General features: G+C 42.8%; 14 protein-coding genes. 5 read left to right on the top strand and 9 right to left on the bottom strand.

The genetic code is table 11. The features are described from left to right. Position 1: 1 nt before the first annotated feature. Positions 2-457, bottom strand: coding sequence for a molybdopterin-dependent oxidoreductase (locus GC093_RS03545; protein ID WP_171650476.1), 456 nt, complete (start codon positions 455-457; stop codon positions 2-4). 158 nt (positions 458-615) lie between these two features. Here GC093_RS03545 and GC093_RS03540 point away from each other — a divergent pair, with 158 nt between their 5' ends. From GC093_RS03540 to GC093_RS03530, 3 genes are all read left to right on the top strand, one after another. Then, complete coding sequence (locus GC093_RS03540) at positions 616-1305, top strand: molybdenum cofactor biosynthesis protein (protein ID WP_171650475.1); 690 nt, start codon at positions 616-618, stop codon at positions 1303-1305. A 60-nt stretch (positions 1306-1365) separates the two neighbouring features. Continuing rightward, positions 1366-2445 carry a ThiF family adenylyltransferase gene (locus GC093_RS03535; RefSeq protein WP_171650474.1) on the top strand — a complete coding sequence of 360 codons (1080 nt, stop codon included), beginning with the start codon at positions 1366-1368 and terminating at the stop codon, positions 2443-2445. A 132-nt stretch (positions 2446-2577) separates the two neighbouring features. Further along, positions 2578-3651 carry an HD-GYP domain-containing protein gene (locus tag GC093_RS03530; protein ID WP_312886453.1) on the top strand — a complete coding sequence of 358 codons (1074 nt, stop codon included), beginning with the start codon at positions 2578-2580 and terminating at the stop codon, positions 3649-3651. A gap of 118 nt (positions 3652-3769) precedes the next feature. On the opposite strand, the gene GC093_RS03525 is transcribed toward GC093_RS03530, so the two are convergent. Continuing rightward, the gene (locus GC093_RS03525; RefSeq protein ID WP_171650472.1) at positions 3770-4906 is read right to left on the bottom strand and encodes a C40 family peptidase; all 1137 of its coding nucleotides are present in this window, start codon (positions 4904-4906) and stop codon (positions 3770-3772) included. A gap of 418 nt (positions 4907-5324) precedes the next feature. Continuing rightward, complete coding sequence (locus tag GC093_RS03520; protein WP_171650471.1) at positions 5325-5561, bottom strand: hypothetical protein; 237 nt, start codon at positions 5559-5561, stop codon at positions 5325-5327. A 205-nt stretch (positions 5562-5766) separates the two neighbouring features. On the opposite strand from GC093_RS03520, the gene GC093_RS03515 reads away from it, so the two are divergent. Further along, positions 5767-6495 carry a DUF2238 domain-containing protein gene (locus GC093_RS03515; RefSeq protein WP_171650470.1) on the top strand — a complete coding sequence of 243 codons (729 nt, stop codon included), beginning with the start codon at positions 5767-5769 and terminating at the stop codon, positions 6493-6495. 438 nt (positions 6496-6933) lie between these two features. Here the strand turns inward: GC093_RS03515 and sufB are convergent, their stop codons facing one another. The 6 genes from sufB to GC093_RS03485 form a co-directional block, all read right to left on the bottom strand. Continuing rightward, positions 6934-8331 carry a Fe-S cluster assembly protein SufB gene (sufB, locus tag GC093_RS03510; protein ID WP_171650469.1) on the bottom strand — a complete coding sequence of 466 codons (1398 nt, stop codon included), beginning with the start codon at positions 8329-8331 and terminating at the stop codon, positions 6934-6936. 32 nt (positions 8332-8363) lie between these two features. Continuing rightward, positions 8364-8786: a Fe-S cluster assembly sulfur transfer protein SufU gene (sufU, locus tag GC093_RS03505; RefSeq protein ID WP_216624476.1), complete on the bottom strand. Its 423-nt coding sequence runs from the start codon at positions 8784-8786 to the stop codon at positions 8364-8366. Then, positions 8773-9999 carry a cysteine desulfurase gene (locus GC093_RS03500; protein ID WP_171650468.1) on the bottom strand — a complete coding sequence of 409 codons (1227 nt, stop codon included), beginning with the start codon at positions 9997-9999 and terminating at the stop codon, positions 8773-8775. The genes sufU and GC093_RS03500 overlap by 14 nt, the downstream gene beginning before the upstream one ends. After that, positions 9996-11309 (bottom strand): Fe-S cluster assembly protein SufD, encoded by a 1314-nt coding sequence (gene sufD / locus GC093_RS03495; protein ID WP_171650467.1) that lies wholly within the window; start codon positions 11307-11309, stop codon positions 9996-9998. The genes GC093_RS03500 and sufD overlap by 4 nt, the downstream gene beginning before the upstream one ends. 28 nt (positions 11310-11337) lie before the next feature. Then, the gene (gene sufC, locus GC093_RS03490; RefSeq protein WP_171650466.1) at positions 11338-12168 is read right to left on the bottom strand and encodes a Fe-S cluster assembly ATPase SufC; all 831 of its coding nucleotides are present in this window, start codon (positions 12166-12168) and stop codon (positions 11338-11340) included. Between the two features lie 179 nt (positions 12169-12347). Continuing rightward, a complete protein-coding gene (locus GC093_RS03485) occupies positions 12348-12914 on the bottom strand; it encodes a DUF1802 family protein (protein WP_246313319.1) in 567 nt (188 codons plus the stop codon). 194 nt (positions 12915-13108) lie between these two features. On the opposite strand from GC093_RS03485, the gene GC093_RS03480 reads away from it, so the two are divergent. Further along, the gene (locus GC093_RS03480) at positions 13109-13288 is read left to right on the top strand and encodes an asparagine synthase (RefSeq protein ID WP_171650464.1); all 180 of its coding nucleotides are present in this window, start codon (positions 13109-13111) and stop codon (positions 13286-13288) included. Positions 13289-13409: the final 121 nt, after the last annotated feature.

The raw sequence follows: 13409 nt of genomic DNA, 5'->3' as shown, positions 1-13409 counted from the left end.
ATTATTTTTTAAGCTTAAGGTCCTCTATTGAAACTTGGTTTTTAAAACCGTAGGAAGCCTCAGCAGATGATCCATGATAGCTGAATTTAATCTTCACAACGCTTTTTACATTTAGACACTCACTGCTCCCGTCTGGAACATAAAGACGAATGGGGAAGCCTTTCTTCAGGGGTTCACCGGTCTGTTCATATAAGAAGGCCGCTTGCCCCAGCTGCTCCCAGGGAATCTTTGCTTGGAACTCATCGACAGCCTCAACCTCCATATAAACAGGGGTCCGGTCTGTGTTTGCAAGTTGCCTCTGCCGCCATGCTCCGTACCATGTCAATAGATCAAATGCCTTGCCTTCAACACCTTGCACTCGATCCTTCAAAGACAGATGCAGAGGTGCCAACGCCTTCAACTCATCAACAGTAAACTCAGCGTCTCCGCACAATTCATCATATACACTGACTTTCATCCCTATGCCTCCATCGTCCCAATCTAATCAGTTCTTATCATTTCAAGTATCCCTCTATTATACCATTAACCCATCAAATTATGGTATGCTATACATCAGATTTGTTCATAGGTAGTTTGAAAAGTTATGTAAATATAGAATTAATGGAGTGAACAAATATGAAGCTGCACATTTATGTTTTTGCCGGATTGGCCGAGCGAATGGGCGGTCCTTTGATTGAATTTGAATGGGAGCAATCAACTCCGCTGACATCCTTACTGTTGAAGGAGCAGCTAATTGCCCGCTATCCGCTAGCAGCCGACATGCTCCATCATTCTTTCGTAGCCGTGAACCAAAGCTACGCGGAAGATGATAATCCCATTCAACCCGAGGATGAAGTTGCTATTATCCCTCCTGTTTCCGGTGGTCAACCACAGCTTGCAGAAATTACACGAGACGCAATCTCAGTAGAGGCAGTCCAAGCTAAAGTGCTGCATCCCAATCACGGCGCCGCACTCTCCTTTATTGGAACAACACGAGAGTGGACTCATGGCAAGCGCACCCTTTTACTGGACTACGAAGCCTATGAGCCTATGGCTCTCAAAACAATGAACCAAATCATTCGAGAAATCCAACAGCGATGGGAAGGAGCCCTATGCGCTATCACTCATCGGTTAGGGCGAGTCGATATTGGTGAGATCAGCGTTGTTATAGCAGTCTCCGCCCCCCATCGGGACGCAGCCTATGAAGCAAGCCGACATGCCATTGAACGGTTAAAGCAAATCGTACCCATCTGGAAAAAAGAAATATGGGAGGACGGTTCCGAATGGAAGGGCCACCAGCAGGGACCCTGGAACCCATTGGTTTAATGGCTCTCCCTGCTGCTCTACATAATTAATAAAACTAAAATAAAGGGGATCAACCGCATCATGAATCCATCCGAACCAAACAATGAGGTGAATGCAAATTCTAGTGTCACCTCACCCGAACGCTACTCGCGGCAGCTGTTATTCGCACCAATAGGCGAGCAAGGACAAGCCAAATTGATTAATTCTCGCGTGGCGATTGTTGGCATGGGAGCTCTCGGTACTGTGCTGGCCAATCATCTGGTACGGGCCGGGGTCGGATTCATCCGCCTTATTGACCGCGATTTTGTCGAAGCGAGCAATCTTCAGCGCCAAATGCTGTACGATGAAGCTGACGCCGCTGCTTCTAAACCAAAAGCCATGGCCGCCGCTATCCGCCTGCAGCAAGCTAATTCGCTTGTGCATCTTGAGCCTGTTGTGAGTGACTTAAATGCTACCAATGCGGAAGAGCTTCTCTCCGAAGTTGACCTTATCTTAGATGGTACAGATAATTTCAGCGTACGCTTCTTAATTAATGATGTAAGCATCAAGCGAGGCATTCCCTGGATTTACGGAGGCGCCGTAAGCTCTCGTGGAGTATCCTTGACGATTATTCCTGGAGTAACACCCTGTCTGCGATGTTTGTTCGGTCAAGCACCCGCACAAGGTACGACTGAGACTTGCGATACGGCCGGTGTAATAGGTCCGATCATCCATACCGTTGCCTCTCATCAATCGACTGAGGCATTTAAGCTGCTTGTAGGCGCTCAAGAGCAGCTAAACCGTAAGATGGTACATTGGGACCTATGGTACAATCAACACTCTTCAGTAGACGTAAGCAAAGCTCGTAAAGCAGACTGTCCCGCTTGCGCACTTCACCAATACGACTACCTTGATCAGGATATTGCTGAAGAGACGATTCAAACCCTCTGTGGCCGCAACTCGGTCCAGATCCAGCCTATCTTAAAGACTGCATTCAACTTGAAGGAATGGGCTGTTAAATGGGAACCGTTAGGGCGTGTGGAAGCAAATCCGTTTTTATTGAAGCTACATCTTAATGAAACTATCACTCTTGTGTTATTTCCTGATGGTCGTTTATTAGTGCAAGGCACTGATGACCCTATAACAGCCAAAAGCATGTATAGCCGCTACATCGGTATGTAAAATAATTAATATTAGCATTCACCTCGGAGTTTAAAATTATCTCTAATTATTTTACATGTTGCCAATATTCGACATTCTTGGTAGGATGATTAATAATATCGATAATTTTCGTTTGCCTATACGAATCCCGAGGTGAGTAGCTTGAAAGTTTCTGTAACAGAATTACATGTAGGCGATCGGACCGGATCTGACATCTTTAATTGGAATGGGTTACTTGTTGTCTCGGCTCATACTGTGTTGAATGGTGAAGACATTGATAAACTACACCGACATAACATTGATTATGTGGATATAATGCTTCGTTTCGACGGTGGCCTACCGGAACAACAAAATTCTAATGTCACTAGCAGTGCCATAGATGACCTTAAAGAGGATCCAACAGTAACCTTCGCAAATGCAGTAGATACGATGAAGCTGTTATTTTATGAAGTTGAACAAAATGGTCAAATTAAAGAGGCACATATTGACAACGCTTTCAAGCCGTTGACAGATCATTTTAAACAGGAAAATGATGTTGTCTCCCTGCTATTAACCATGAATTCAAAAGATGATTACACATATCAGCATTGCGTCCAAGTTGGTATGCTTTCCTATTACATCGCTAAGTGGCTGGGTTATTCAGAAGAAGAAGCACTGATTGTAGGAAAAGCTGGTTATGTTCATGATATTGGGAAAAGCAACATCAGCCTTGATATTCTAAATAAACCGGGCCGATTGACTGATCAAGAATTTGATGAAGTTAAAAAGCATGCCAACTACGGTTATAATTTAGTTAAATCTTCGAATATGGATGAAGCCATTGCATTAGCCGCGCTTCAGCATCATGAACGTCTGGACGGTTCAGGTTATCCATCTAAGTTAAGCGGTGATGACATCCATCCGTATGCAAAAATAGTCGCGGTAGCCGATATTTACAGCGCTATGGTATCAAACCGTGTTTTCCAAAAAAAGCAAAGCCTGCTAGTGGTGCTTAAAGAATTGCACAGACTCAGCTTTGGACAACTGGATCCGCAGGTCGCGCAAGTGTTTATCCGTAACATGATTCCTAATTTTATCGGCAAACGGGTTCTTCTGTCTTCCGGTGAAATCGGACATGTCATCATGACACATCCTTCAGATTTCTTTAAACCACTCGTTCAGGTCAAAGAACGTTTTATCAATTTGACAGAACAGCCGGACCTTGAAATAGAGGAAATCTACATATAATACATGGCCTATGATCTTGTACTACTGACCGTTATATTGCAAAACAAGCCTGTAGTCCCCGAATTAAGGGAATTACAGGCTTGTTCATTAAAAAGGTATAAGGCTCACTGCTGATTACTTAATAGGCAACCCTCTTAGCCCTCAAAAATGTCTTTTTCCAATAGGCTTTATTAATATCAGTTATTTGAACACCATTCTTGGGTTCAGGTGATGAGTGAATCATCAAGGAATTTCCCATGTAAATCCCTACATGCCCTACTGTTTTATTCGTACGGAAACGTCCCGGCACATAGAAAAACAATAAATCACCTTTCCTCAAGCTTGATCTGCTAACCGCTGTCCCTTGATTTGCTTGGGCCCTCGCGGTCCGTTTCAATGTAACTCCTTGGCGTTTATACAGATATTGGGAATAGGTAGAGCAATCAAATTTACTTGAAGCAGGATACGGAGCTGCTCCAAATAAATAGGTGACTCCCAGATAAGATTTTCCTTTCTGAATCAAAGCATCTATGTCAATATTCTGAAGCGCTACGGGCAGAGCATTTTCATCTGTCTCATTCTCGAGCCTGCTCGCTGCCATCATGCTTTCGTTATGGGAATAGTCTCCTAAACTGATACCAGCCCGGGTGTTATCCTTCCCTGTCTCTGTCCCCTTAAACGGATCATTCGGATCATCTGCAAAATCCAAGTCACTGCCCATATTTGGAGCTTCTGGTCCATCTATAGGATCTGTCACCATTTCAGCAGAAGGGAATATTACGAGCTCTTTCTCCGTAACGCTATAGTTCATATCATCCTGAAGAAGTCCTATAGCAGTAACAGGTATATAAACCAATGAATTTCGTGAAATTGGAGGATCCGAAAGCTTGATAGGTTCATCTCCCTTCACAAGCTCAAGTCCTCCCACCTTCCATTCATAAGTGGCATCATTATCTCCCATTTTATAAGTATTATCTGCGGCTTCCCATCTCGTTTTGAAATTCAACACCCGCGCTAAATCGTTGCCCGAAACATAAAATTTCCCATCGAATCCAACAATGTTTACAACTCCTTCTTTCGAATTTGGAGCTCCTTGCGTCGTATTAAGCATCGAAACATTATTAGGTTCCCCCGCACTCCTAACTGTGCTTCCATTGCCTGTACCTGCATTTGAAGGCGTCTGAGACTGCTTCTGTGATACACCACTGCACCCGCTTGCCACACATACAGCCAAAGATAAAAAAACAATAATACTGTGTCGAACAGAAATTTTCATAATTCGAATCCCACCCTCAGAGAAAAGTAATATCTTTGGGTATTAGGATGAGATAAGAGTGGTGTCCCTATACATTAGAAAAATTGGAAAAACACAGCACCATTAAAGGAGCTGTGTCAGATAGAGCCTTCCATTTCGAACTGAAAAACGCTTGTAAATTAGGGAATTTCTCTTAAGTTTCAAAGAAATAAAGCCCTCAATCCCGAGGTATTAGCTTACTACAACAGTCTATGGAGATATATCTATGTGAACCACGGTTCGCCTAAGAGCATGTGAAATAAAAAAAATCCCCCATTCCCAAGGAAAAGAGGGATATTGACATTATAGCCTTTATTCCATGCCTCAAACCTAACGAAGTATCAGGGAGTCGAGTTTCCCCGACACCCATCCTTTTCACACTTAGTAAATGGAGCTAGCTTTATTTATCCTGTTTATTCGTAGTATCATCGCTATCTCCAACACCCTCGCCCACTTTATTGCCTAATGCTCCACCTACAATGCCCCCTGCAATGGTTCCAATAGGGCCTAATAAAGAACCTACAGCAGCGCCCACGACAGCGCCACCTGTGGTTCCTACAGCTTCTCCAACACCTGCCATGTCGGTCGTATTGCGTTCAGAATCATCTTTTGTTTGGCGGTCGTTGTTTTTATCCATTCATCTCACTCCTTCGTTTAATGATAGGAGACTTTACTAGTGCAGTCTCAAAATATATATTGCCCTAACAAGACTGGAAGAATTCTTAAATATATACATCCAATATCCTATATCAGCTTGGACACTCACAAAATTAATTACATCTATTCTAAGTTAATAACCAATACTAACCCTAAAATATATTTTGTAAAGGGAATTATTTACTATGATTTTATTAACATTATTTACAATTGGATGTGGTCATCTTACTAAAATATTCATTAAAACAAATATTAAATTTTCACACAATCCATTATTACAATTAATACTTGTTGTATTTCTTGCTTTTTGGGGTATTTTAGCCATTTCGCCAACAGATCGCACACAATGGCTTTTAGAAAATATACTTTTAGTATTGGTGATTCTCGTACTTTGTATCACTTATAGAAAATACAAGCTTTCAAATTTATCGTATTTATTGATCTTTGTATTTTTATGCCTCCATACTTATGCTGCACATTATACGTATCAAGGAACTCCCATTGATCAGTGGTTAAAGAGTGTGATACATACACGTAGGAGTTACTTTGATCGATTCGTTCATATGATGTTCGGTCTTTTATGGTTTTACCCTATACGTGAGCTTCTAACTCGAATTACTGGACTTCGTATGTTCTGGTCTTTAATTACTACGATCTCTTTCATACTCAGTCTTGGTGCAGTCTTTGAAATCATTGAAATGCTGGTTGCTATTTTAGCTGGACAGACAGGCCAGGACTATATGGGACTTCAGGGCGACGTATTTGACTCAGAAAAGGATATGGCTCTTTCATTAATCGGTGCAATTATTAGCAGTTTCATTCTTGCAATTATATTCCGGAAGAGGAAATATCACTCTTTACATTTGGCAAAAGGGATGGCAAAACAAAAGCTTAATCCGAACACAAATAAATAAAGGGTGATTTGCCTGAAGAAGTTGCACATCTAAAAAGTAAACCAAGGACTAATCGTTACTTTTGGTCAGGCGAAGAAACTGCTTTACTCTATAATCCTAATGATCGGGAACCAGCTGCACAATAGATGCTGAGAAGAATATCAACTATTTCTGTTTCGAAGAAGACGGATATCAGAGAATTGTATTTTAAAGTCAGTTGCAAACGTGCGAAACTTCCTATTCTTTCGTCGCTACTTGAATCTGACGCAAATAAAAAATACGTGTCCGAGCGACTTGGGCACGCAAGCGTGAAAGTCACAGCGGACACGTATCTACATGTTACAAAGAAGATTGAGGATGACGCTTTAACACTTTATGCTCAGTATATCCAAAAATAGAAAACGGACAAAAACCGGACAAAGAGCATTTACCCTCTCGAAAACCCTTATACGGCAAGTGTTAGCCGATAGAGCCTTCCATTTCGAATTTGATGAGTCGGTTCATTTCTACTGCATATTCCATTGGCAGTTCCTTCGTGAACGGCTCGATGAAGCCCATAACGATCATTTGCGTTGCTTCTGCTTCGGTTAAACCACGGCTCATGAGGTAGAACAATTGATCCTCAGAAACCTTGGATACGGTAGCTTCATGCTCCAGCGTAATGTTGTCGTTCATAATTTCATTGTAAGGAATTGTATCTGAAGTGGACTCTTTATCCATAATCAAAGTATCGCATTTGATATTTGCTTTGGAGCCTTGTGAATTACGTCCAAACGATGCCAAGCCGCGGTATGTTACTTTGCCGCCATGCTTACTGATCGACTTGGAAACAATCGTTGAAGTAGTATCTGGAGCCAAATGCGTCATTTTAGCGCCTGCATCCTGATGCTGTCCGCGACCTGCAACGGCGATGGATAATACCATTCCTTTAGCGCCACGGCCTTTCAATACAACTGCTGGATACTTCATAGTCAGCTTGGAGCCGATGTTGCCGTCAACCCATTCCATAGTCGCATTTTCTTCAGCAACAGCACGTTTTGTAACCAGGTTATAAATGTTAGGAGCCCAGTTTTGAATCGTTGTATAACGAGCACGGGAGTTCTTTTTGCAGATAATTTCAACCACGGCACTGTGTAGGGAGTTCGTGCTGTAAATAGGTGCTGTGCAGCCTTCTACATAATGCACGAAGCTATCTTCGTCCGTAATGATCAAAGTCCGTTCGAACTGTCCCATATTCTCCGAGTTAATACGGAAATAGGCTTGCAGCGGGATATCTACTTTTACGCCTTTTGGAACATAGATAAAGCTGCCCCCGGACCAAACCGCACTGTTCAATGCAGCGAATTTATTGTCGCTTGGAGGAATGATAGTTCCGAAGTGTTCCCTAAAAATTTCAGGGTACTCACGCAGAGCTGAGTCTGTGTCGGTAAAGATAACCCCTTGATCCTCAAGCTCTTTTTGCATGCTGTGGTAGACAACCTCAGATTCATATTGAGCCGATACGCCAGCCAAAAACTTTTGTTCCGCTTCAGGAATACCAAGCTTATCAAATGTTTCTTTGATCTCGGTAGGAACCTCTTCCCATGTTTTCCCTTGTTTCTCGGATGGTTTCACATAATACTGAATCTCGTTGAAATCCAAGTCATCCATATTACCACCCCAACGCGGCATTGGCATTTTCTCGAATTGCTCAAAAGATTTCAGACGAAAATCCAACATCCACGCCGGTTCGTCCTTCATTCTTGAAATTTCTTCAATGATCTCACGATTCAAACCTTTTCCGCTTTGAAATATTGATTGATGCTCATCACGAAATCCATATTGATAAGCTTCCATTTCGGGCATTTTCTTAGCCATTATTTCCAACCTCCTTATAATTTTAAAATGTATTATTTATTCACTTGTTCAATCCCTTTGCGCAGTGCATTCCAAGCCAACGTGGCGCATTTGATCCGTGCCGGGAACTTGTTCACACCTGAAAGAGCCTCGATATCTTCATATTCGAACTCGACAGATTCACCCTTCATAAGGCCTGAAAATTTCTCAGCCATTTCGAGTGCTTCCTCTAAAGTTTTACCCTTCACAGCATCCGTCATCATTGAAGCAGACGACATACTGATCGAGCAGCCTTCGCCAACAAACTTCGCGGCCTTCACTTTACCATCTTCAACCTGCATTTGCAGCTGGATTTTATCTCCGCAGGTTGGGTTGTTTAAGTCGATGGTAACTGCTTCATCTTCAAAGGTGCCGCGATTTCGGGGCGTTTTATAATGATCCATAATGACGCGACGGTACAAATCATCCAATTGCATGGCCGAAATACTCCTTTGTTTTTATTAGTGAAGCTACCAAACGGTCAACATCCTCTTCTGTATTATACAGATAAAAGCTTGCCCTCGCCGTTGAGGATGCTTTCAGCCAACGCATGAGCGGCTGGCAGCAATGATGTCCTGCACGGATGGCGATTCCATCAGCATCCAATACGGTAGCCACATCATGAGGATGTACTTCTCCAAGATTAAATGTAATGAGTCCAGCTCGATCATTCCGTGGTCCGTAAATTGTCAAATCGTCAATTGTAGACATCCGTTCCATTGCATAGGCAGTAAGCTGCTTCTCATGTCGGTCAATTGCATCCAGACCGATGCTTTCAAGAAAGTCAATCGCGGCTCCCAGACCAACAGCTCCTGCAATCATAGGGGTACCGCCTTCGAATTTCCACGGCAATTCCTTCCATGTGGATTCATACAAATCTACATGGTCAATCATTTCACCGCCGAATTCGATAGGATCCATCTCCTGCAGCAGTGCTTTTTTTCCGTACAAGGCTCCTATACCTGTAGGCCCGCACATTTTATGTCCAGATAGGGCATAAAAATCACAATCGAGATTCTGTACATCAACCTTGAGATGAGGAGTGCTTTGCGCACCATCAACGACCATCTTAGCGCCTTTGCGATGAGCAATAGCTGCAATTTCTTTCACAGGGTTGATTACGCCAAGTACGTTGGAAACATAAGTTATGGAAACAATCTTGGTCCGTTCTGTAATAGTTTGCTCCACATCTTCCAGACTTATGGATCCGTCCTCCTGAAGTGGAATATATTTCAAGATAGCGCCAGTGGCCTTAGCCGCCTGCTGCCATGGAATGAGATTACTGTGATGCTCCATAGGAGTAATAACGATTTCATCGCCTTCTCTGCATACAGAGCGAGCATAACCAGTAGCAACCAGATTTAGGGCCGTTGTTGTGCCGCGGGTAAAAATTATTTCCTCTGTCGACTTGGCATTAATGAATTTAGCGACCTTCTCCCGAGCGCCTTCATAGGCGTCGGTAGCCCGGGAACCAAGCGTATGAACACCGCGGTGAACATTAGCATTATCCCATTCATAATAATGTTTGATCGCTTCTATTACGGACACCGGCTTTTGAGAGGTTGCCGCCGAGTCCAAGTAAACTAATGGATGTCCATTTACTTCCTGATGAAGGATAGGGAACAACTGGCGGATCTCTTTTGTGTTCATTGTCCGAGCTTCCTCTCTACGAAGCTTTGCAGTTGGGATTTAACCTTCTCCATTGGAATTTCAGAAACTACAGGAGCCAGGAATCCGTAAATGACCAACCTTTGTGCTTCTTCTTTTGTGATACCGCGTGACATCAAATAATGGATTTGATCGGGATTCACTTGGCCAACGCTTGCAGCATGTCCAGCCTTAACATCATCCTCATCGATCAGCAGGATTGGATTAGCGTCTCCACGTGCTTTCGGACTAAGCATAAGAACCTTCTCTGTCTGCTCTCCGTTTGCACCCGTCGCGCCTTTTTCAATCTTGGTGATCCCGTTGATAATCGCTGTAGACTCATCTCGCATAACAGCACGAGTGATCATTCCACTTGTCGAAGCTTTTCCGAAGTGAATCGCTCGAGTTGTTACATTTAACTTCTGTTCGCCAGTTCCTACGCAAATAATTTTTGCATCTGAGTTTGAACCGTTGCCTTTCAATACAGAGGTAGTGTCCGACAGCACGTTACCGTAGTTCATCTCACCGATTACCCAATGCACATTCGCATCATTCTCAACAATGGCACGGCGATAGCTAAGATCAACGACTGAAGCATTTAAATTATGAACAGAAGCAAAATTAACCGTTGCTCCAGCTTTTACTATGATTTCAACGATTCCATTCTGAACTAAATTGTTCAATTCGCCCACGGAAGCAAAATTATCTACATACGTTACGGAAGAATGCTGCTCAGCTACAATTAGTATATGCGGCGAGAAGGTAGCTTCTGCATCATCTGTCAAAAACAATGCTTGAATAGGCACATTTACTTGAACATTCTTAGGAACATATAGGAATACCCCGCCGCTCCAAAGCGCGGTATGCAGTGCAGTCAATTGATTCTCGTCTTTGCTGATAACGTTCATGAAGTAGCTTTTCACAAGATCAGCATGATTAACCAAAGCATCCTCTAGGCTGGTGAAAATAACACCCTGTTTTGCAAGTTCATCCGATGCGCTATGGTAAACAACGCTGCTGTTTTTTTGCACAAGCAGATTCTCCGGTTGGCCTTGACCCTCATCTTGCAGTAATGCTTTGGCAGATTCCGGCAGCTCCTCAAGAGAGGTTAATGCAGCTTCCGCTTTATAGGTTCCGAAGGAACGAAGATTCCAACGGTCGATTCTTGTTTTTTCCAGCTTCGGTAATTCCAACGATCCGGCCAACTCTAACGCTTCAGCGCGTAGATTGGTCATCCATTCAGGCTCACGTCTAGATTTCGACAGCTCCACGATGGTTTGACGATCGATGGGAAGAATTGTGTTTGCACTCATTTCAAATATTCCTCCAGTTCGGTTGTCCTTAGTATCTTGGTGCTGTCGTGTTCATTGGAACCTTGAACTCTTCATCTTGTCCGCCAACAGTCTCGTCAACAATTCCAAGTTCCTCTTTAATCCAATCGTAGCCTTCATTTTCAAGACGCTCTGATAGCTCAGGACCACCTGATTTAACAATACGGCCTTGCATCATTACATGTACAAAATCCGGCTTAATATAATTAAGCAAGCGCTGGTAGTGAGTGATAATCAAGAAGCCGCGTTCCTCGGAGCGCATAGCGTTAACGCCTGTTGCTACGATACGCAAGGCATCAATATCAAGACCTGAATCGATCTCATCCAAAATAACTAAGCTCGGCTCAAGCAGCAGCATTTGTAAAATCTCATTACGTTTCTTCTCACCGCCGGAGAAGCCTTCGTTTAAATAACGGTGCATGAATTCAGGATTCATCTCAAGCTCTTTCATCTTAGCTTCCATTAGACGGATAAATTTGATCAAAGAAATTTCATTACCTTCGCCGCGGCGTGCATTAATAGCACTGCGTAGGAAATCGGCATTCGTTACGCCAGTAATTTCACTCGGATATTGCATAGCCAAGAACAATCCTGCTCTCGCTCTTTCGTCAACTGCCATTTCCAATACATCTTCACCATTCAAAGAAATGGAGCCTTCAGTTACTTCATATTTAGGATGCCCCATGATTGTGGATGCCAACGTACTTTTTCCTGTTCCATTAGGTCCCATGATGGCATGAATTTCTCCACCTTTAATTTTCAAGCTCAAGCCCTTCAAAATTTCTTTACCTTCAATAGTCGCCTTTAAACCGTCTATAATAAATTCCGGTGCATTCGCCATGTTTTCTGCCTCCATAATTTGTAGTCCTTTTAAAGTATTGATTCTTAGATGATAATCATTCTAAACTGATTATCAATGATTCTCAATACTAATATATTATATCTTACCAAGTCAAATCAATAAAGCCTAAAAATGTTTGTTTTCAGAGAGTTTTCAATATTGCTTAAATAACAGCTGTATTAACGCAGAGCTTCTTTTATTTCCTCGATTGCTTTTTGAAAAGCAGTATCATTAAGAACAGGTTTGCGCTCCATGCTATTCAACGTATCACTTTCCAGTTGTATCCAAGATTTGCACCCATTATACAGAGGCAATATCGGTAATTGGGCTGGAGCTGTGAGTTCGTAAACTCGCAGTAACATCACATGCAAAGGTTGCGTACGCTTCCACTTCAATCTTTCATCTGCAAATGTGTCAGTCCATATATGCAGTCCGCCCAGCCTGGACAACTGCTCCTGATCTTTTACTAGAATATCTTCGGCTAGCTCAGCGTAGCATTGGATGGAAACATCCGTATGCTCAAGGCTCCAACCTGCCAAAGTGGAATCCAGCTGGTGCTGATACTCCGGTTTGATCCATTGCTTTTTCTGGTGCTCGTAGGTTGGGAACAAATAGAAACTATCACTTTCTATCTGAAAATCCCTTGTCTCTTCACGGATACCACCCTTGCGCATAATGAGTATTTGCTGGCCACTTCGAAGAGCTTCGATAGCAACTGCCCACTCTTTCAAAGCAACTGGCTTCATCTTATTATCATTTAACATCAGCACTGTCCTTTCCTTAGCATTAGAGAAATGAATACCCGATTTAAAAGTTGATTCCTATGACATTATAAATAAGATTGAGGTCCAAAACAATCCAACCGATAACAAGCATAAAACAGTTCATAAAGCCCCAAGCTATAATCGCATTTATTAAATCTCTCAAGGAGGAACAAACGATGCGTGAAGGACTTATTCCAACCGTTTTAGGGACAGCTGTTACAGCTTCAGGTGTAGCGTTACGCAACAAATACCCCATGGCTGCAGCCGCTGTGGCAGGATTCGGACTCGCTCATGTTGTGCTGGGGGCTATTGACTTGGTTGAGCACCGCAGCATCAAAAGTAAATATTTTGACTAATCATGCTAAAATAATGGAATCATTTGTTGCTCTAAATGTGAAGAGCCATACTATGGCGGGCGAAAGCCCGCTTTCATTAACTCCCAGCAGAGCTGTCCTTATTATACCAGATAAATAAAAG

Source organism: Paenibacillus foliorum (genome assembly GCF_013141765.1).
GTDB lineage: Bacteria > Bacillota > Bacilli > Paenibacillales > NBRC-103111 > Paenibacillus_S > Paenibacillus_S foliorum.
The sequence above is the reverse complement of the archived record's forward strand: the minus strand, read 5'-3'. Positions and strand labels throughout refer to the sequence as shown.